The 18,863-nt window shown below is 73.0% G+C and carries 19 protein-coding genes and 1 pseudogene; 4 read left to right on the forward strand and 16 right to left on the reverse strand.

Going from position 1 to position 18,863, the window contains the following annotated elements; genetic code table 11:
- Entirely contained in the window at nt 1-2,520 is a 2,520-nt protein-coding gene (pheT, locus tag GSY69_RS05615) for a phenylalanine--tRNA ligase subunit beta (protein WP_160952896.1), read from the reverse strand.
- Nucleotides 2,520-3,563 carry a phenylalanine--tRNA ligase subunit alpha gene (pheS, locus tag GSY69_RS05620; RefSeq protein ID WP_160952897.1) on the reverse strand — a complete coding sequence of 348 codons (1,044 nt, stop codon included), beginning with the start codon at nt 3,561-3,563 and terminating at the stop codon, nt 2,520-2,522. The genes pheT and pheS overlap by 1 nt, the downstream gene beginning before the upstream one ends.
- Nucleotides 3,564-3,748: 185 nt before the next feature.
- On the opposite strand from pheS, the gene GSY69_RS05625 reads away from it, so the two are divergent.
- A complete protein-coding gene (locus tag GSY69_RS05625; protein ID WP_160952898.1) occupies nt 3,749-4,411 on the forward strand; it encodes a pentapeptide repeat-containing protein in 663 nt (220 codons plus the stop codon).
- 97 nt (nt 4,412-4,508) lie between these two features.
- On the opposite strand, the gene GSY69_RS05630 is transcribed toward GSY69_RS05625, so the two are convergent.
- The 8 genes from GSY69_RS05630 to infC all read right to left on the reverse strand — a co-directional run bounded on the left by GSY69_RS05630 (nt 4,509) and on the right by infC (nt 11,113).
- A complete protein-coding gene (locus GSY69_RS05630) occupies nt 4,509-5,339 on the reverse strand; it encodes an LPXTG cell wall anchor domain-containing protein (protein WP_160952899.1) in 831 nt (276 codons plus the stop codon).
- Entirely contained in the window at nt 5,329-5,979 is a 651-nt protein-coding gene (locus GSY69_RS05635; RefSeq protein WP_235936320.1) for a signal peptidase I, read from the reverse strand. The genes GSY69_RS05630 and GSY69_RS05635 overlap by 11 nt, the downstream gene beginning before the upstream one ends.
- Nucleotides 5,979-7,823: a hypothetical protein gene (locus GSY69_RS05640; RefSeq protein ID WP_160952901.1), complete on the reverse strand. Its 1,845-nt coding sequence runs from the start codon at nt 7,821-7,823 to the stop codon at nt 5,979-5,981. Before GSY69_RS05640 ends, GSY69_RS05635 begins: the two co-directional genes overlap by 1 nt.
- 33 nt (nt 7,824-7,856) lie before the next feature.
- Nucleotides 7,857-8,438: an alternate-type signal peptide domain-containing protein gene (locus GSY69_RS05645; RefSeq protein WP_160952902.1), complete on the reverse strand. Its 582-nt coding sequence runs from the start codon at nt 8,436-8,438 to the stop codon at nt 7,857-7,859.
- A gap of 222 nt (nt 8,439-8,660) precedes the next feature.
- A complete protein-coding gene (locus GSY69_RS05650; RefSeq protein ID WP_160952903.1) occupies nt 8,661-9,572 on the reverse strand; it encodes a TrmH family RNA methyltransferase in 912 nt (303 codons plus the stop codon).
- A 134-nt stretch (nt 9,573-9,706) separates the two neighbouring features.
- Nucleotides 9,707-10,096 (reverse strand): 50S ribosomal protein L20, encoded by a 390-nt coding sequence (gene rplT / locus GSY69_RS05655; RefSeq protein WP_160952904.1) that lies wholly within the window; start codon nt 10,094-10,096, stop codon nt 9,707-9,709.
- Nucleotides 10,097-10,151: 55 nt separating this feature from the next.
- A complete protein-coding gene (gene rpmI, locus GSY69_RS05660) occupies nt 10,152-10,349 on the reverse strand; it encodes a 50S ribosomal protein L35 (RefSeq protein WP_160952905.1) in 198 nt (65 codons plus the stop codon).
- 86 nt (nt 10,350-10,435) lie between these two features.
- Nucleotides 10,436-11,113 (reverse strand): translation initiation factor IF-3, encoded by a 678-nt coding sequence (infC, locus tag GSY69_RS05665; RefSeq protein WP_160952906.1) that lies wholly within the window; start codon nt 11,111-11,113, stop codon nt 10,436-10,438.
- A gap of 313 nt (nt 11,114-11,426) precedes the next feature.
- Here infC and GSY69_RS05670 point away from each other — a divergent pair, with 313 nt between their 5' ends.
- The 3 genes from GSY69_RS05670 to GSY69_RS05680 all read left to right on the forward strand — a co-directional run bounded on the left by GSY69_RS05670 (nt 11,427) and on the right by GSY69_RS05680 (nt 13,985).
- Nucleotides 11,427-11,831: a DUF1844 domain-containing protein gene (locus tag GSY69_RS05670; RefSeq protein ID WP_235936319.1), complete on the forward strand. Its 405-nt coding sequence runs from the start codon at nt 11,427-11,429 to the stop codon at nt 11,829-11,831.
- A 163-nt stretch (nt 11,832-11,994) separates the two neighbouring features.
- Entirely contained in the window at nt 11,995-12,468 is a 474-nt protein-coding gene (locus tag GSY69_RS05675; protein WP_160952907.1) for a Fur family transcriptional regulator, read from the forward strand.
- On the forward strand, nt 12,465-13,985 hold the full coding sequence (locus GSY69_RS05680) for a catalase (RefSeq protein WP_160952908.1): 1,521 nt from the start codon (nt 12,465-12,467) through the stop codon (nt 13,983-13,985). Before GSY69_RS05675 ends, GSY69_RS05680 begins: the two co-directional genes overlap by 4 nt.
- Before the next feature lie 290 nt (nt 13,986-14,275).
- Here the strand turns inward: GSY69_RS05680 and GSY69_RS05685 are convergent, their stop codons facing one another.
- The 6 genes and pseudogenes from GSY69_RS05685 to GSY69_RS05710 form a co-directional block, all read right to left on the reverse strand.
- Nucleotides 14,276-15,118 (reverse strand): SseB family protein, encoded by an 843-nt coding sequence (locus GSY69_RS05685; RefSeq protein ID WP_268528889.1) that lies wholly within the window; start codon nt 15,116-15,118, stop codon nt 14,276-14,278.
- The gene (priA, locus tag GSY69_RS05690) at nt 15,115-15,861 is read right to left on the reverse strand and encodes a bifunctional 1-(5-phosphoribosyl)-5-((5-phosphoribosylamino)methylideneamino)imidazole-4-carboxamide isomerase/phosphoribosylanthranilate isomerase PriA (RefSeq protein ID WP_160952909.1); all 747 of its coding nucleotides are present in this window, start codon (nt 15,859-15,861) and stop codon (nt 15,115-15,117) included. The genes GSY69_RS05685 and priA overlap by 4 nt, the downstream gene beginning before the upstream one ends.
- Entirely contained in the window at nt 15,858-16,484 is a 627-nt protein-coding gene (gene hisH, locus GSY69_RS05695; protein WP_160952910.1) for an imidazole glycerol phosphate synthase subunit HisH, read from the reverse strand. The genes priA and hisH overlap by 4 nt, the downstream gene beginning before the upstream one ends.
- Nucleotides 16,481-17,077: a hypothetical protein gene (locus GSY69_RS05700; RefSeq protein ID WP_160952911.1), complete on the reverse strand. Its 597-nt coding sequence runs from the start codon at nt 17,075-17,077 to the stop codon at nt 16,481-16,483. Before GSY69_RS05700 ends, hisH begins: the two co-directional genes overlap by 4 nt.
- A pseudogene (gene hisB, locus GSY69_RS05705) lies at nt 17,074-17,717 on the reverse strand (imidazoleglycerol-phosphate dehydratase HisB). The gene GSY69_RS05700 and the pseudogene hisB overlap by 4 nt, the downstream one beginning before the upstream one ends.
- Entirely contained in the window at nt 17,714-18,856 is a 1,143-nt protein-coding gene (locus tag GSY69_RS05710; RefSeq protein WP_160952912.1) for a histidinol-phosphate transaminase, read from the reverse strand. The pseudogene hisB and the gene GSY69_RS05710 overlap by 4 nt, the downstream one beginning before the upstream one ends.
- Nucleotides 18,857-18,863: the final 7 nt, after the last annotated feature.

An 18,863-nucleotide genomic window follows, 5' to 3' on the forward strand; every position in this document is an offset into this window, starting at 1 on the left:
TCAGCTCCTCACCGTCGCGCCGAAGCGCTCGGCCGCGACGGCGGTGGCCGCCTCGCGCAGCGCCGAGGCCTCAGCGGCGGTGAGCGTGCGGTCGGCGGCGCGGAACGTCAGGCGGAACGCCAGCGACTTCTGTCCCTCGCCCACCTGGTCGCCCGTGTAGACGTCGAAGAGCTCGATGTCCTCGAGCTCGGCGCCGGCGCCGGCGCGCAGGGCCCGCGCCACCTCGGCGGCGGGGGCATCGGAGGCGACGAGCAGCGCCACGTCCTGGCGCGAGACCGGGTAGGCCGACAGCGCCCCGTCCCAGTCGCGCTCGGGCGCCTGCGCCAGCAGGACGTCGAGGTCGAACTCGAACGCCACCGTGCGGGCGGGCAGGCCGAGGTTCTCGAGGACCTTGGGGTGCAGCTCGCCGGCGTAGCCTGCGGTGGAGCCGTCGGCGAGCGCGAACCGCGCACACCGGCCGGGGTGGAACGGCGCGTGCGCGGCCGCCTCGACCTCGGCGCGCAGGCCCAGTGCGGCGATTGCCCGGCGCACGACGTCGATGGCGTCGGCCGCCTCGGCGCGCCGGCCGCTCCCCCAGCTGCCCGGGAGGTCCCAGTGGCCGGTGATCGCGCCCGCGTAATGGTAGGGCTGGGCGGGCACCGAGGCGAAGATCCGGGAGAGCTCGTCCTCCGTGGGGTGGTAGCCCGGCTCGAAGGTCAGGCCCTCGGGCAGGGCGCCGCCCGGCAGCGTGACGAGACCCGCCTCGAAGACCGCGACGTCCTTGAACCCGCGACCGGTGTTGCGCGCCACAGCGTCGACGAGCGTGGGCAGCAGCGAGGTGCGCAGCAGGGGCTGGTCCTCCGCGAGCGGGTTGGCCAGGCGCAGGCTCGCCCGCCGGGGGTCGTCGGCCGGGATGAGCAGCGCGTCGCTGCGCGCCTCGGAGGTGAAGGGGTAGGTCAGCACCTCGGTGAGGCCCAGGGCCGCCAGCAGCTGCGAGACAGTGCGCCGGGCGCGCTGGGCACGGCTGAGCCCGGCACCGCCGGGCGCCTGCGGCTGCCGGGACGGGATCTGCTCGTAGCCGCAGACCCGGGCCACCTCCTCGATGAGGTCCTCGGCTGCCGTGAGGTCGGGCCGCCAGGTGGGGACGGTGACGGCGAGCACGGCGTCGGGGGCCGCCGCCTCGGCCTTGTCCGCGATCCGGCAGCCGACGGCCTCGAGGGCCGCCACGACCTGGTCAGGGGTGTAGGCGACGCCCACCCGGCGCGCCGGGGCGGCCACGGGCAGCTCGATCGTGCGCGGCGCGGGCGCCTCGCCGACGACGGTGGCCGGGCCGATCGTACCGCCGCCGAGGTCGGCGATGAGCTGCGCGCAACGGCGAGCTGCCGCGGGGCCCAGTGCGGGGTCGACGCCGCGCTCGAACCGGCGCGCGGCCTCACTGGGCAGGCGATGGCGGCGGCTCGTGCGGGCCACGGTGATGGGATCGAAGTGCGCGGCCTCGACGATGACGGTGTCGGTGTCCGCCTCGACCTCCGTGTCGGCGCCGCCCATGACGCCGGCGAGGCCGATGATCCGCTCGCCGCCGGCGTCCGCGATGAGGAGGTCCTCGGGGTCGAGGGAGCGCTCGGCGCCGTCCAGGGTGGTGAGCTTCTCCCCGGGCCGGGCACGGCGCACGACGATGGGCTCGCGCAGCTTCGCCGCATCGTAGGCGTGCAGCGGCTGGCCGAGCTCGAGCATGACGTAGTTCGTGACGTCGACGCACAGGGATATCGGCCGCATGCCGGCGTCGAGGAGGCGCTTGGCCATCCAGAACGGGGTGCGGGCGGTGGGATCGACGCCGCTGACTCGCAGCGCGGTGAAGCGATCGCAGCCGGCGGTGCCGTGGATGGGGGCCGTGTCTGCGAGCTCGACGGGGAAGCCGTCGGGGGCGGGGGCCAGTGCCTCGCCGTCGGCGGGGTCCGCGAAGGACTGGCCGGTGAGCATCGCGTACTCCCGCCCGATCCCGCGCATGGACAGCTGGTAGCCGCGGTCGGGGGTGACGTTGACGTCCAGGGTGGTGGAGTCGAGTCCGAGCAGCGCCTTCGCATCGTCTCCGGGCGAGGCGTCCAGGCCCCAGTCGGCCAGCACGATGATGCCGTCGTGGTCCTCGCCCAGGCCGAGTTCGCGCGCGCTGCAGATCATGCCGTCGGAGACGTGGCCGTAGGTCTTGCGGGCCGCGATCGCGAACCCTCCGGGCAGCACCGAACCGGGCAGGGCGGCGGCGACGAGATCGCCGACGGCGAAGTTGTGGGCGCCGCACACGATACCGCGGGGCGAGTCCTCTCCCACGTCCAGCTGGCACCAGTTGACGGTCTTGCCGTTCGAGTGCTCCTCCGGCTCCATGGCGAGCACGCGCGCGACGACGAGCGGACCGGTCACGGCGGGGCCGAAGAAGTCCTCCTCCTCCAGGCCGATGCCGGCGAGGTCCGCGGCGAGGCGGTGCCAGTCGCCGGCGTACGGGGACAGGTCGACGTACTGGCCGAGCCATTCCAGCGGGACGCGCATCAGGACATCACTCCAAACGTGGCGGAGAAGCGGACATCGCCTTCGACCATGTCGTGCATGTCGTTGATGCCCTCCTTGAGCATGAGGGTGCGCTCGATGCCCATGCCGAACGCGAAGCCCTGGTATTCGGCGGGGTCGACCCCGGCGGCGCGCAGCACATTGGGGTGCACCATGCCGCAGCCGCCCCATTCGATCCAGCCGGGGCCGCCGACCTTCTGCGGGAACCAGAAGTCCATCTCCGCGCTGGGCTCGGTGAACGGGAAGAAGCTGGGCCGCAGGCGGGTGCGCGACTCGGGGCCGAACATGGCCCGGGCGAACGCGTCGAGCGTGCCCTTGAGGTCGGCCATCGTCAGGCCCCGGTCGATCGCGATGCCCTCCACCTGGTGGAAGACGGGCGTGTGGGTGGCGTCGAGCTCATCGGTGCGGAAGGTCTTGCCCGGGCACACGACGTAGAGCGGCACGCCGCGCGTGAGCAGGCTGCGCGACTGGACCGGGGAGGTGTGGGTGCGCAGCACGAGGCCGGAGGCGGGCGGGTCGACGAAGAAGGTGTCCTGCATCTGGCGCGCGGGATGGTCCGGGCCGAAGTTGAGGGAGTCGAAGTTCAGCCACTCGTTCTCGACCTCGGGGCCCTCGGCGACCTCCCAGCCGTGGCCGACGAAGTGGTCGGCGATCTGCTCCTGGAGCAGCTGGAGCGGGTGGCGGTGCCCGGCGGGCCGGCGGCGGCTCGGCAGGGTGACGTCGATGGCCTCGGCGACGAGCACCTCGGCCTCGCGCTGCGCCTCGAGCTCACCCTGGCGGGCCGCGTGGGCCTGGCTCACGCGCCCGCGCGACTGGCCGACGAGCTTGCCCGCGCGCGCCTTGTCCGCCTTGTCGAGACCGCCGATCGCCCGGTTGGCCAGCGCCAGCGGCGAGCGGTCGCCCGTGTGGTCGATCTTCGCGGCCTTGAGCTCGTCGAGGGTGCGCGCCGCGGCGAAGGCCGCCAGCGCCGCGTCGACGGCTGCGCCGACTCCCGCCTCGTCGAGCGGGCTGAGGGGCTCTGACATGCGCGGTGTTCCTCCTGGCTGCAGCGCGGGCGCTGCGGTGGCGGTGCTGGACTCGGGCGGGCGCCGGCTGCACGGCGCGGGCCGCGCACCAGTCTAGCGAGTGCGCCCCGGTGGGCGCGGCGCCGTCCGCGTCGGCGACGGTGCCCCGCCGGATGCGCGGCGGGCGGGCCGGGCACAATGGGCGCATGTCCGCTCCCGCCGTGCCTCGGCCACCGCTTGTCAGCCTGCCTGCCCTCACCCCCGGCCTGCCCGGTGACCTGGGGCCCGAGGACCGGGTGGACGGCCTCGAGTTCGCCGACCTCGAGCTGGGCCCGGGCAGCGCCCGGGCCGCCAGCGTGCTCGACTGCCGGTTCGCCTCGTGCGAGTTCGCCGGCCTCGATCTCGAGCTCGCCGCGCTCACGGGCTGCGCCTTCGACCGCTGCGCCGCGGCCGGCCTGGCGCTCGTGCGCTCCCGGCTGTCCAATGTGCGCTTCGACGGGTGCCGGGTGGGCAGCCTCGAGGCCTACGGCGCCGCGTTCGAGCGCGTCGAGTTCGCCGCGTGCCGGCTGGGGTATGTGAACCTGCGCGGGGCCGTGCTGCGCGATGTGCGCTTCGAGCAGTGCCGGATCGGCGAGCTCGATCTGGGCCAGGCCACGGCCGCGCGCGCGGCGTGCCCGCAGTCCGAGCTCGAGGCGCTCGAGGTGGTGGGGGCAGCGCTGGCCGACGTCGACCTGCGCGGCGCGAGCATCGGGCGCATCACGGGGCTGCGCGGGCTGGCCGGCGCCACGCTCGACGAGCAGCAGGTCGCCCTGCTCGCACCGGCCCTGGCCGCGGAGTTCGGCATCCGGATCGGCGATCCCGTGCCCTGAGCGGCCGAGCGGCTGCACCACGGGTGCGGCGGTGTGCGAGTCGGCCGCGGGGGGGGGCGCCTGCGCGGCGAGCTGGGACTCAGCGGCGAGCTTTGAGTCAGCGCCGCAGGCGCCTGCGGCCCAGGACGACGAGCAGCAGGCCGACGCCCACGCACGCCGCCGCGGCGAGCAGGGTCGACAGCGCCTGCGCGCCCGTGCGCGGCAGCGGGGAGCCGGGGCCGGGGTCCGGGCCGACCTCGGCCGGGCGATTCGGGCCGGCGGTGGCGGTGGGGTGCCCTGGTTCGGCTGCGGTGGCGCTCGGCCCGCTGGACGGTCGGCGGTCGGGCGTGTCCGAGGACGGCTGGGGCGGGCGCGAGTGCGATGACGTCGGTGCGGGGCTGCTCGGGCTGGGAGCAGGTTGGTCAGACCCCGACAGCAGCAGCGAGAGCGCCACGCGGATGTCTGCGTCTTCGCTGCGGTTGCCGGACCCCAGCGGCAGTGCGGCCGTGACGCTGGCGCGGGCGACATGTCCGGGTGCCAGTGTGCCGAGGTCGATCGTCAGCGGCTCGTGGCGCAGCGCAGCCGCGGTGCTGTGGCGGCTGCCGGCCCGAAACACCAGGTCGTCGTCGAAGCCACGCGGATTGCGGCCGCCGTTCCAGGCCATCCTGAGCGCCGCCCGGAGGGGCTGGTCGCTGACATTCTTCACCCACAGGGTCTCCGTCTCCTCAGCGCCGGGGGCCATTCGCGGCTTCCGGGAGAAGAGCGGGTGCGGCAGGTTCGCCGCGAAGTGCGTGCCGTCCACCGAGACGCGGGCACGAGGGGCCGCACCGGCACCGGAAGCCGCCATCGCCACTCCCCCCGTGCCGACGCCCGCTGCCCCGCCGACGAGCAGGCAGGCGAGCGCCGCGCTGCTCGCGGCGCGCTGGACGCGGCGCCCCCTAGCTCTCACGACCGCCTCCCTGCCGGGCGGGCCGGTTGGCGGCAGGGGTGTGCGCGGACCGGCCGAGGGCATCGCTCGGGGCTGATTCCCTGGGCTCTGCGCTCGGCGCGCCTGAGCCCGGCCGCCCCCGCGGCGCGCGGGCAGAACGGCGCTCGACCATCAGGCGGATGACCTGCCACGCGGCATAGAGGAGGGCCAGCACGCCCAGCGCGATGATGCCGCCCAGCTTCGCCTTGCCGCCGATCGCCAGCGCGAGGCGCCCGACGAACGGCAGGTGGTAGACGAGCGTGCCGCGCACCTGCTTGCGCGCCACCGGCTCCGGGTCCGCGGCGTTGTTCGCATCGCCCTGCGTGACGTAGGAGGGGGTCCCGCTGCCGTCCTGCGAGACGCCCACGACGCGGTGGGTGACGAGCGTCGGGTCGTCGGGGTTCGGCATGAACGTGATGACCTGCCCGGCGGAGATCTGCGTGCTCTCGTCGATGGGCTTGACGTAGACCTGGGAGCCCGGCGGGATCGTGGGCTCCATGGAGCCGGTGAGCACGGTCAGCGGCACCCACCCGCACAGGCGGGGGACGATGACCATGGCCAGCAGCAGGGCGGCCAGCAGAGCCGCGAGCCCCCACAGGACCGCCCTGCCGATGCGCGCCATCACCACGTGGGCCCCGGCATGTTCGGCTGGCCGGTGACCGCGTCCGGCACGGTTGCGGTGCCCGCGCACAGGTTGCCGTTGTTCACGCCGTTCCAGCTCAGCGTCCATGTCTTCGACGCGGCGAATCGAACCGGCGAACCACCGTTCGTACCGGCGAGCACGCCGACGACGAGGAAGGCCCGCTTCACCGGGCTGGCGGTGGTCCCACCGCTCATCTGTGCGCGGTCCACCCCGATCGAGCGTGCACCGGTGGGGATATTCGTGCCGTTGAGTTTGCCCTCGTAGCTGTAGAGGTTCGACGTCAGTTTGCTGAAGCTCTGGCCGTTGGCGCTCGTCCACAGTTCCCAGTGGTCGACAGCGCTCACGGTGCTCGCAGAAACTGAACTCTCCCACTCCCCCAACCAGTTCCAGTAGAGCCGACTGCGCGAGCCATCTCGTACACACCCGGGCACGGCACTGGCGTCCGCCTTTGCCGCATTGGGCACCGGCTGCGGCAGCCCGATGCGGTAGTACGCGGGAACGGTGCCCGACTCGGCGCCGGTGGTGGTGGAGTACTGCTGCTCCGTCTTGTACGCGGTCTGCACCTTGATGCCGCCGCCGGCCAGCTGCTTGAGGATCTCCGCTCGCTGCGCGCCGTTGTCGGAGCCCAGGGCCAGCGCGAAGTCGACGCAGACGTGCCGGGTCTCCCCCGCTGCCAGGGTGACGGCCGTGCCGGCCGGAGCGGTGTACTTCCCGCCCGAGGCGGCTGCGCTGTCCGCGCCCTTGATCGGCCAAAGCTCGGTGCGGGTCCAGTCGGTGCAGTCCTTGCCCTGCGCCGCGAGGTTGTACGTGATCTTCGCGCGGAAGACCGGATCGAGCGTTTTGTCCGGATAGGCGTAGCGGGAGGAGACCGTCGAGGACTGGATGAGCACGCGGCGGCTGAGCGTCCGCGAGTCGTTGACGAGCGCGAAGTCCGTGTCGTTCCACACGCGGCCGGCGGGATCGTTGTTCGCTCTCTGGGTCGAGGCATCCGCCGCGGAGATCGTGAAACCGTCTGAGGTGCCCGAGGCGCCGTCGCCGCCGGGCCGGGCGAACCACTTCGCTGCGGTGCTGCCCTGGGAACCCAGCACCGCAGCGCACAGGAGCAGCAGGATCGCGACGGCGGTGGCGGGGACCACCCAGCTGCGTCTGCTCATGGTGTGCCTTCCTGCTGGGACTGCGGGGGTGCGGCGGGGGCGGGCGGGGCTCATCCGGCCTGGGTGACGCTGACGGACAGCGCGCCCAGGCTGTAGGCCTTCGATGCGTAGGCCGCCGGCCACTGCTTGGGGGTCGTCACGGTCGTGACGGCGCGCCAGGTCGCCTGCTGGGCGCTGGCCGGATCGCTGCCGCGCACGCGCACCGGCGGGGTGACCGCCGTTCCGGCGCGGGTGAGCGTCGAGGTGACAGTCGTCTCGGGGGGGCAGCCCGGCCTTGGCGGGCTCGCCGTCCAGGGTGACGTCGGCGGCGAGGTTGTCGCCCGCCGCGCTCACCGTGAACTCGTTGGCGATGACGATCCGGTCACCGGGCACCAGCGCCACGTCGGCCAGCTGGGCGGGGGTGAACGACCGGCACTCCTGGTAACCCGCGGCCGGGGTGCAGGCCGTGCCCGTGTCGAGCGCGGTCCGCTGACCGGCGGGGATCATGCTCTGGAGTTCGTAGCCCACCCGCGTGGACGTCGCGCTCAGGTGGCCGGTTCCGATGTCTGCCGAGCCGACCGGGCTCGCGGCTGTCCAGCGGGCGAGCGTGGTGCCGGTCGGCCCGAGGAGCAGCAGCGCGCAGCCGGCCGCGCAGGCGGCGGCCCACGGCCGGATGCGGCGCAGTCCCATGGGAGTCCTCAGGCTGTGGAACGGCGGTCAGGGTCAGGCCGGGTTGTTGTCCTGGATGAGCTCGACCTTCGTCTCCTTGAGGTTGACGCTGCCGTCCTCGCCCTGGGATTTCCACCAGTTGGACTTGTCGTCCGCCGGCTTCGCGCCATCGGTGGTGAGCGGGAATTCGATGACGGCGGAGACGTTCACCGCGGTCGAATCGCCGGACTTGACCTGCTTCGCCGCGTCCTCGCCTCCCACCTTCGTCGTGACCTTGACGATCTTCGCCAGGTCGCCGGTGACCGTGTTGGCCGTGTTGACCTTGAGCGTGGCGGTGAGGTTGTCGCCCACGAGGTCCGGGGTGACCGTCGCGGTGTAGGTGACCTTGTCGCCGGGGACCATCTTGAACGCGGTGGGGTCGATGGTCTTGTCGCCGTGGTTGGAGTCGACCCACTTGGGGTTGGCGACCGTGAAGTTCAGGTGGCCGGACTGGAGGTTGCCCCCGCCGATCTCCTGCTCCTCGTACCACTTGGCGAACGTCGTGGCGCCGCCGGCCAGGAGGGCGATGCCCACGGCGGCCGCGGCGACGGCCTTGGCTGCGCGGCGGTTCTTCTTGGGCTGTGCGTGTGTGCTCATGCGTGACTCCGGCTTCGTGGCCGAACGGTGGGGATGTTCGGACTTCGGCCGCCCCGTGCGGGCTCTCAGCCCGCCCCCAAATTCTATCCAGCGGGGCGGTCACCAGCGGCGTTGCACACTAAGCGAACGATCACTCTTTTCCTGCGAACGCGGAACCGCCGCTCCAGCCCACCCCCGCGCAGCCATGCGCGGCACTGCGGCGCTGCGCCGCAGCGGTGCCGTTCACGGCGCCAGGCTGCGCGCGGACTCGTAGATGCACACGCTCGCGGCGGTCGCGAGGTTGAGGCTCTCCGCCCTGCCGTAGATCGGCACGGCCACCGCAGCATCGGCGAGCGCGCGGTCGGCCTCCGGCAGCCCCCACGCCTCGTTGCCGAAGACCCACATCGTCCGGCGGGTGAGGTCCAGACCGCTCTCCCACGGGACATGGAGGTCGTGCGCCGGCGGGTGGCCGTCGGCCGCGAGCACCTGCAGGCCCCGAGCGCGGCCGAGCTCGACCACCTCGGGCAGGCCGACCCCTGTGACCACCGGCACGTGGAACAGCGACCCAGCGGTGGCCCGCACCGCCTTCGGGTTGTAGACATCGACACTCGAGGACGTGCACACGACTGCGTCGGCACCGGCCGCATCGGCCACGCGCAGCACGGTGCCGAGGTTGCCGGGGTCGCGCACCTGGGAGAGCACGACGACCAGGCGGGCGTCGCGGGTGAGGACATCGGAAAGCTCAACATCCAGGTGCTCGCAGACGCCCACAAGTCCCTGCGAGGCGACGGTGTCGGCCACCCCGGCCAGCGCCTCGGGCTCGGCCTGGCGGATGCGCACCCCGCCCGCGGCAGCGGCCGCGAGCAGCTCCGGGTGGCGCCGGGCGGCGTGCGCCGTGGCCCATAGGTCGACGAGTGCGCCGGCCGGGCGCCCCCCGGCGGCGCCGTTGACCGTCACGCGCGCGGGGCGCACCTCGGCCTCGTGGGCGAGCGCCTCGCCCACGGCCTGCTGCCCCTCGATGAGGAAGCGCTTCGACTTCGCCCGCCAGGTGCGCGCGTGCAGCTTCGCGGCCTCCTTGAGGCGGCGGGACTGGGCGGAGGTCACCACGGGGCCCTGGAGGCCCGGGTGGAGTTCGGAGACGGCAGGAGTGCTCATGCCCGCCACCCTAGCGGCCGCGGGCGCCCGGGCATACGAAGCGGGGCGGCGGGAGCTGTGCTCCCGCCGCCCCGCTTCGGGTGCGGCGACCGGCTGCGCGCCGGGCCGTGCGGCCGCTCGGGCGGCCGCGAGGGTCACGCCGCCGAGGTCTTCGGCGCGTTGACGTCGGCCGGCAGACCGGCCTTGGCCGTCGCCACGAGCGAGGCGAAGACGGCCGGGTCGTTGACCGCGAGCTCGGCGAGCATGCGGCGGTCGACCTCGACACCGGCGGCCTTGAGGCCCTGGATGAACCGGTTGTAGGTCATGCCGTTGGCGCGCGCGCCGGCATTGATGCGCTGGATCCACAGCCGGCGGAAGTCGCCCTTGCGGGCGCGGCGATCGCGGTAGCTGTAGACGAGCGAGTGGATGACCTGCTCTTTGGCCTTGCGGTACAGGCGCGAGCGCTGCCCGCGGTAGCCGCTTGCCCGGTCGAGGATGACCCGGCGCTTCTTCTTGGCGTTGACCGCCCTCTTCACACGTGCCACGTGTACTCCTTAGAAAATTGCGTCTCTGGCGGCAGCCAGCTGGACCGAAGGGTGCTCAGCGCTTGCCGAGGAGCTTGAGCCCCTTGGCCGCATCGCCCTTGGACAGGACCTGATCGAGCTGGAGCCGGCGCTTGCGGCGCGACGACTTGTGCTCGGCGAGGTGGCGGTTGTTCACGCGCTCGCGCATGACCTTGCCGCTGCCGGTGAGGCGCAGGCGCTTCTTGGCGCCGCTGTGGGTCTTCTGCTTCGGCATAGTGCCGTTCTCCTTCTTGCCTGGCCGCGCGCGAGCGCGGCTGGACGTGCAATGCGGTAGCGCCGCGATGGCTCGCGGCGCGAGGATCATTCGGCCGGGGCCTTCTTGCTGCCGGCCTTGGCCTGGGCCTCGCGCTCACGGCGCGACTTGACCTCGGCGGTCGAGCCCTTGGCCCCCTCGGACGCCTTGCGGGACTCCGCGTTCGCGTCGGCCTTCGACTTGCTGGGGGCGATCACCATGACCATGTTGCGGCCGTCGACCCGCGGCGCGGATTCGACGGAGCCCAGGTCGGAGACCTCTTCGGCGAGCTTGTTGAGCAGGCGCATGCCCATCTCCGGGCGGGACTGCTCGCGACCGCGGAACATGATCATGACCTTGACCTTGTCGCCGCCGGCGAGGAACCGGGTGACGTGGCCCTTCTTGGTCTCGTAGTCGTGCTCGTCGATCTTGAGCCGGAACCGGATCTCCTTGAGCGCCATGTTGGCCTGGTTGCGGCGCGACTCACGGGCCTTCTGGGCCGATTCGTACTTGAACTTGCCGAAGTCCATGAGCTTGACCACGGGCGGCTTGGCCTGCGGCGCCACCTCGACGAGGTCGAGATCGGCTTCGCGGGCGAGATCGAGCGCTTTGCGGATGGCGACGATGCCCACCTGTTCCCCATTGGGGCCCACGAGGCGGACTTCCGGAACCCGGATCCGATCATTGATGCGCGGCTCGCTGATGTGTTCTCTCCTTCTCACGAATGCGGTGATCGCGCGCCGCATGGGAAAGGGCTCCCTGCGACGCATGCGAAGGGAGCCCGAGAGGAACCGCGGTGCGATCACCGCTGCGCCCCGCGTGAAACAGAGGCGAATTCCGTACCCGATCGCCAGCGGCGATCCAGGTGGGAGCGCGAGCTCCGCTTTGCACCCTGCCAGTGTACTACGCATCGCCGATGGGCGCACGCGCCGGGGCCGAACGGACCCCGGCGGCCCGCAGGCCCCCCGGCCGAGGCGCGCCTCGGCCGGCACATTCCTCGGGCCGAGGTGCGCCTCGGCCCGGTGCGCTGGGAGGACCGGGCTGTGGGAAGCTGGGCGCATGAGCCAACACACCCACCGGTTCGAAGCCGACGGAGCAGATAACGCGGCACAGCAGCACGCCGCCGAGCAGCAGGCGCTGCGCGATATCGCCGAGGTGCCCGCCGTCGAGGTCATCTCCTCGGCCGCCGTCCACCTCATGAGCGCCGCCGCGGTCAAGTGCGGGCTCGCCGAGGACGGGCCCGAGGGGTCGGGGGCCGACCTCGCCGACCTCGACGAGGCGCGCAAGCTCATCACCGCCCTGGCCGGACTCGTGACGGCCGGGTCGACGGAGATCGGCGACCACCACGCGCGCCCGCTGCGCGATGGGCTGCGCAGCCTTCAGCTGGCCTTCCGTGAGGCCTCCGCGCACCCGGACCGCCCCGGCATGGGACCGGGCGAGAAGTACACGGGCCCCGTCGCCTGAGCCCGCAGCGCCCACCGCGCCACAACGGCGCGACGACGCTGCCGCCGCGCACCGCGGCCCAGCCCCGGCCCCGCCGCCCCTCACCGCGCCCGCCCGGAAAGGTCTGCCTCACTGAGGCAGACCTTTCTTGATTCATTCCAGAAAACTACCTAGCGTAGCGAACGTGACGACGACACCGAACCCCGCCGCGGAGGCCATCCGCGCCGCCGGCCTGCGCGTCACCGCACCACGGCAGGCCGTCTACGACGCACTGGCCGCCGACCGCGCCCACCCCGACGCCGAGCAGATCACCGCCGCCGCGCGGGCGCTGCTGGGCCGCGTCTCGCAGCAGGCCGTCTACGACGTGCTCGCCGCGTTCGAGCGCGCGGACCTGGTCCGCTGCATCGACCCGGCCGGCTCCCCGGCGGCGCGCTACGAGCTCCAGACGCACGACAACCATCACCACCTGGTGTGCACGTCGTGCCGGCGGATCGTCGACGTCGAGTGCGGTGCGGACACGGTGCCGTGCATGCACCCCTCCGCCGACCACGGCTTCGCCCTCGAGGCCACCGAGGTCGTCTACTGGGGCCGGTGCCCGCAGTGCCAGGAATCCGGCGAGGAGGACTCGCCGACCACCCGTCCTAAGGAGAACCCATGACGGAGAGCTTCACGACCAACGACTTCGGCATCCCAGTGGGCAGCGACCAGCACTCGCTCACCATCGGGCCCAACGGCCCCATCCTCCTGCAGGACCACTACCTCATCGAGAAGCTCGCCCACTTCAACCGCGAGCGGGTCCCGGAGCGCGTGGTCCACGCCAAGGGCGGCGGCGCCTTCGGCACGCTGACGATCACGAACGACGTCTCGAAGTACACCCGCGCCGCGGTCTTCCAGCCCGGCACGCAGACCGAGATGCTCGCACGCTTCTCGACCGTGGCCGGCGAGCAGGGCTCCCCGGACACGTGGCGCGACCCGCGCGGGTTCGCCCTGAAGTTCTACACGACCGAGGGCAACCTCGACATTGTGGGCAACAACACGCCCGTGTTCTTCATCCGCGACGCCATCCAGTTCCCCGACTTCATCCACTCCCAGAAGCGCAAGACCGGCTCGGGCCTGCGCGATCACAACATGCAGTGGGACTTCTGGACCCAGGTGCCGGCCTCGGCCCACCAGGTCACCTACCTCATGGGCGACCGCGGCATCCCGCGCTCGTGGCGCGAGCAGAACGGCTACGGCTCGCACACCTTCCAGTGGATCAACGCCGAGGGCGAGCGCTACTGGGTGAAGTACCACTTCCACTCGAACCAGAAGCAGGAGTTCATCGAGGCCAACGGCCACGAGGGCTTCTCCGCCGACGAGGCGAACGAGATGGCCGGAATCGACGCCGACTACCACCGGCGCGACCTCTACGAGGCGATCGAGGCCGGGAACTACCCGAGCTGGGACGTCAAGGTCCAGATCATGCCCTACGCCGAGGCCGCCGACTACCACATCAACCCGTTCGACGTGACGAAGATCTGGCCGCACTCGGACTACCCGCTCATCGACGTGGGCCGCTTCGAGCTCAACCGCAATCCGGAGGACTTCTTCTCCGAGATCGAGCAGGCGGCCTTCGCGCCCTCGAACCTGGTGCCCGGCACGGGCCTGAGCCCGGACAAGATGCTCATGGGCCGGATCTTCGCCTATGCCGACATCCACCGCTACCGGATCGGCGCGAACTACGCCCAGCTGCCGGTCAACCGGCCCAAGAACGCGGCCAAGCACAGCTACTCGATGCACGGCTCGATGTCCTACGAGAACTATCCGAAGGACCAGGCCGAGTACGCCCCCAACAGCTACGGCGGCCCGCACGCGGACCCGCAGCGCACGACGGAGGACAACCTCGTCGACGTCGAGGGCGCGGTCATGCGCTCGGTGGAGACGCTGCGGCCCGACGACGGTGACTTCAACCAGGCCGGCGAGCTCGTGCGCAACGTGCTCGACGACGCCGCCCGCGACCGGATGGTGGGCAACATCTCCGGCCACCTGCTCAACGGCGTGCGCGAGCCGGTGCTCAGCCGCGCCTTCCAGTACTGGAAGAACGTCGACGCCGAGCTCGGCGGGCGCATCGAGAACGTCGTGCGCGGCGCGCAGTCCGACGAGCACACCTCGGACACGCTCAACGCGCCGAGCTGAGCGAACCGCAGACACCGTCCCGCACCCAGGGGGCCCGGGCGCTTCGGCGCCCGGGCCCCCTTGCGCTGCTGCGGGCCCGCGCGCGCGTCGCCCGCACGGTCGGCGAAATGGGCGGCAGCCGGGCGCGGCACTCGGAGCTGCACGAGCAGCCGGGCCGGGCGGGCACCTCGGCTGCTGTACCGCTGTGCGGTCAGCCGGGCCGAAGTGGGGACCGGGCGGTCAGCCGGGCCGCGGCCGGAACCGGGCAGGGCTCCGGGCCGAGGCGCGCGGAGCGATGCGGCGGACGGGGCTCAGGCGCGCAGGGAGAGGGTGAGGGAGTCCGCGCGCTCGGCGAGCACCTCGTTCGCGGACAGGCGCTCCTGGACCACGCCCAGCTCCGCGGCGGAGGGCTGGCGCGAGCAGGTGAGGGTCAGCGCCACCTCGGGCCCGGCGGTGCCGACCTGTGCGGTGCCCGGCCCCACGCCGGCGGCGTCGATCCAGTCGAGGCCAGCCGTGGCGCGCGCACACGCGCGGGCCACTGCCTCATCCGCCCACGCCGGGGTCCATGCGCGGCCCTGGATGAACGCCCACAGCGCGGGGCGGCGCACGACGAACGTGTGCGCGGTGCCCGGATCGAGCACGAGCAGCTGGGCGCCCTCCTCGATGGCGGCGGCCGCCATGCGCTCCGCCTCGATCGGCACCGGCCGGGCGGCATCGGCCCAGGCAGTGAGCGCGGGGATGTCCGTGAAGCAGGGGGTGGCCTCCCGCCCGTCCTCCGCGGCCAGGCGCACCATGGCCATCTCCGAGCGGTTGTCGTGGACGAAGCCTCGCTCGTCGCTCACGTGCTCGACCGCCGTGGGCAGCACCGGCGCATAGAGGCGCGCTGCGCGCAGGGCTGTGAGCACGCCGGTGTGGGCCGCCGGGTCCAGCGGCGCGGCGGCCACGGCCTCGAGTGCTGACCGCAGGGCCGGATCGGCCCGACCGTCATCGCCGGAGAACGGGTTGGGGCGCAGGGTGCGCCCGGCCCAGGGGGTCCCGGCCGAATCCGCGATGTTCGGCGCGCTGGCCGCAGACGCGCCGTGCGCCGCCGAGGCATCCGGGGCGGGCGCGCTCGCGGCGGCGCCCGCACCGGGGGTGCGCTCGGCCCGGCTCACTGGGCGCCGGCGACGTCGAGCGCCTCGGGCAGGGTGAAGCGGCCCGCGTAGAGCGCCTTGCCGACGATCGCGGCCTCGACGCCCTCGGGGACGAGCTCGCGGAGAGCCGCGAGGTCGGCCAGTTCGGAGATCCCGCCGGAGGCGACGACCGGCCGGTCCGTGCGAGCGCAGACCTCGCGCAGCAGCTCCGTGTTGGGCCCGCGCAGGGTCCCGTCCTTCGTCACATCGGTGACGACATACCGGGCGCAGCCGGCCTCCTCCAGCTGGGCGAGGACGTCCCAGAGCTCGCCGCCCTCCTCCGTCCAGCCGCGGGCGGCGAGCGTGGTGCCGCGCACGTCCAGGCCGATGGCGATCCGGTCGCCGTACGTGGCGATCGCCTCGGCGGTCCAGGCGGGATTCTCCAGGGCGGCGGTGCCGATGTTCACGCGCTCGGCCCCGGTGTCGAGCGCTCGCTCGAGCGAGTCGGTGTCGCGGATGCCGCCGGAGAGCTCCACGCTGATCGACACGGACTTCGTCACCTGGCGCAGGAGGTCGTAGTTCGACCCGCGGCCGAACGCGGCGTCGAGATCGACGAGGTGGATCCATTCGGCCCCGGCCTGCTCGAACTGGCCGGCCGCGTCGAGCGGGGAGCCGTAGGAGGTCTCGGTGCCGGCCTCGCCCTGGACGAGCCGGACCGCCCGGCCGTCGGCGACGTCCACGGCGGGCAGCAGCGTGAGTGCGGGTGCGCTGGCGATTTCGCTCATGCGCCCATCCTAGACAGCGCCTCCAGCCAGTTGCGCAGGAGGTGGAGGCCGGCGTCGGCGGACTTCTCGGGGTGGAACTGCACGGCCCACGTGGTGCCGTCCTCGACCGCGGCGACGAAGTCCTCCCCCGCCCGGGTGAGGGCGGCGGGCGCCCCCGGCGGCGGGGTGTGGGCGGCGAACGAGTGGACGAAGTAGAACCGCTCGTCCTCGATGCCGGCGAACATCTGGGAGCCGGCGGGCGCGGCCACGGTGTCCCAGCCCATGTGGGGCACGATCAGCGCGCGCAGCCGGGTGACCTCACCGGGCCACAGGCCCACGCCGGCGTCGGTCAGCCCGTGCTCGGTGCCGGAGGAGAAGAGCACCTGGAGGCCGACGCAGATCCCCAGGAGCGGCCGCTGCTGGGCGTGGCGCCGGCGGATGAGCTCCACCGCGCCCACCCCGCGCAGGCCGTCCATGACCGCGGAGAAGGCGCCCACGCCGGGGACGACGAGGCCCTGCGCGGCCTCGGCACGCACCGGGTCTGCCGTCAGCTCGACGCTCGCCCCGGCGGCTTCGAGGGCGCGCACCGCGGAGCGCACATTGCCCGAGCCGTAGTCGAGCACCACGATCTCGGGGGCGCTCATGCCCGGCCCGCCAGCAGCCGGCTCACGCGGAACAGCGAGAAGCCCAGCACGAGCGCGCCCAGGCCGACCGCGAACCACGCGGGGCCGGTCCCGGCCAGCGCGACGAGGGCGCCGGCGACGACCGCGATGACGGCGAGCAGCGCGACGACCATCCACAGCAGGGCGGTGCGGGCGAGGGCGGCGCGCGCGGGCGTCATCGCCGCGGCCGAGGCCTGCATGCGCGACATCGACGCGGTGTCGATGCGGCCCTCGACATCGGCCGGGTCGAGCGCTTCGAGCAGCAGCGACTCGACCTCGCCCGGCAGGTTGGTCAGCGCGAGCCCGGCGGGCACATCGGCCTCCCTGGCACCGTTGCGGTAGTGGCCGGCGTCGATCTGCTCGTCGCTGCGCACGAGGAGGAGCACCTCGTGGTCGCGGGCGAGCTCGGAGATCTTCGCGGCCGCAGCGTTGCCGGCCTCCACGTCCGTGCCCGAGGCGACGATCGCGGTGAAGTCCCCCACCGGCACGACGTCGCCGCCGATGCCGGAGAGCACGCAGGCGGCGGCGAGCTGATCTGCCCGGCCGAAGGGCGTGACGACGACGGTTCGGCTCACAGCGACCCCTTCGTGCTCGGCACGCCGACCACGCGCGGGTCCGGCTCGATCGCGGTGCGCAGCGCACGGGCGAACGCCTTGAACTGCGCCTCGGCGATGTGGTGGGGGTCCCGCCCGGTCACGAGCTCCAGGTGGACGGTCAGCCCGGCGGCGAACGCCAGCGACTCGAGCGCGTGGCCGGTCAGCACCCGGTGAAGTGCCCGCCGATGAGGTGGGTGAGCTGGCCGGCGGACTCCCCCGAGTGGACGAAGTAGGGCCGGCCGCTGACATCGACGACGCAGCGGGCGAGCGCCTCGTCGAGCGGGACCGCGGCATCGCCGTAGCGGCGGATGCCCGCCTTGTCCCCGAGGGCCTCGCGCAGCGCCTGCCCGATGACGATCGCCGTGTCCTCGACCGTGTGGTGGGCGTCGATGTGCGTGTCGCCGCGCGCGCTCACGTCCAGGTCGATGAGCGAGTGCTTCGCCAGCGCCGTGAGCATGTGGTCGAAGAACGGCACCTGCGTGGCGATCGCCGCCGCGCCCGTCCCATCGAGGTCGAGGCTGACGCTGACCTGGGACTCGGAGGTGGAGCGCGCGCGCTCGGCGCGCCGCGCCGGCGCGGTGCTTCCCGCGGGGCCGGGGGGCTGGGGGCTGTTCGTCATGCGCGCACCTCCGGGTGGGCTCTCACGATGGATTGCAGGGCGGCGGTGAAGGCGGCGGTCTCCGTCTCCGTGCCCGCGTTGACCCGCAGGCAGCCGGGGATGCCGATGTCGCGCAGCAGCACGCCGTGGTCGAGGAAGCGCTGCCAGAGCTCGGCTGGGTCCGCGGCACCGCGGAACAGCAGGAAGTTCGCATCGCTGGGCACGGGCTCGAAGCCGGCGGCGGCCAGTGCGGCGGCCATCGCATCGCGGCTGGTCACGAGGCGCTCGACGTTGTCCAGCAGCTCCGGGGCGTGGTCGAGCGCGGCGCAGGCGGCGGCCTGGGTGAGCGCGGAGAGGTGATAGGGCAGGCGCACCAGGCGCAGGGCGTCGATGAGGGCGGGAGCGGCGACGGCGTAGCCCACCCGGGCGCCGGCGAACGCGAAGGCCTTGCTCATCGTCCGCGAGACGACCAGGCGCGGATGCTGCGGCAGGAGGTGGAGGGCGGTCGCGAAGCCCGGCCGGGCGAATTCGGCGTAGGCCTCGTCGACGATGACGATACCGGGGCTCACGGCCAGGATCTCCCCGATGGCGCTCAGCGGGGTCGAACCCCCCGTCGGGTTGTTCGGCGTGCACACGAACACGACGTCGGGCTGTTCGGCCTCGATGGCGGCCAGGGCCGCGGGCAGGTCGATCTCGAAGTCCGCGGTGCGGGGCACCTCGAGCCATGCGGCACCGGTGGAGGCGGCGATGAGCGGGTGCATCGAATAGCTGGGGGTGAAGCCCATGACCGTGCGGCCGGCCCCTGCGAAGGCCTGGAGGATATGGGACAGGACCTCGTTCGAGCCGTTGGCCGCCCAGACCTGGCCGGGGTCGATGCGCGCGGGGCCGTCGGCCGCGCCGTCACTGGGCTGGCGCTCGAGCACCCCGGTCGCATAGGACGCCAGCTTTCCCCGCAGGGCCGTGAACTCCCGGTCCGGGTACCGGTTGAGCCCGGCCGCCTGGTCCGAGACAGCCCGCGCGATGTCGGCTGCGACGGTCGGCGGGACGGGGTAGGAGTTCTCGTTGACGTTGAGCGCCACCGGCACATCGAGCTGCGGGGCACCGTAGGGCGAGCGGCCGCGCAGGTCCGCGCGGATGGGCAGATCGGATAACTCGGGCACCCGGCGA

This window comes from Brevibacterium rongguiense, assembly GCF_009857845.1.
In the GTDB taxonomy this organism is placed as follows: domain Bacteria; phylum Actinomycetota; class Actinomycetes; order Actinomycetales; family Brevibacteriaceae; genus Brevibacterium; species Brevibacterium rongguiense.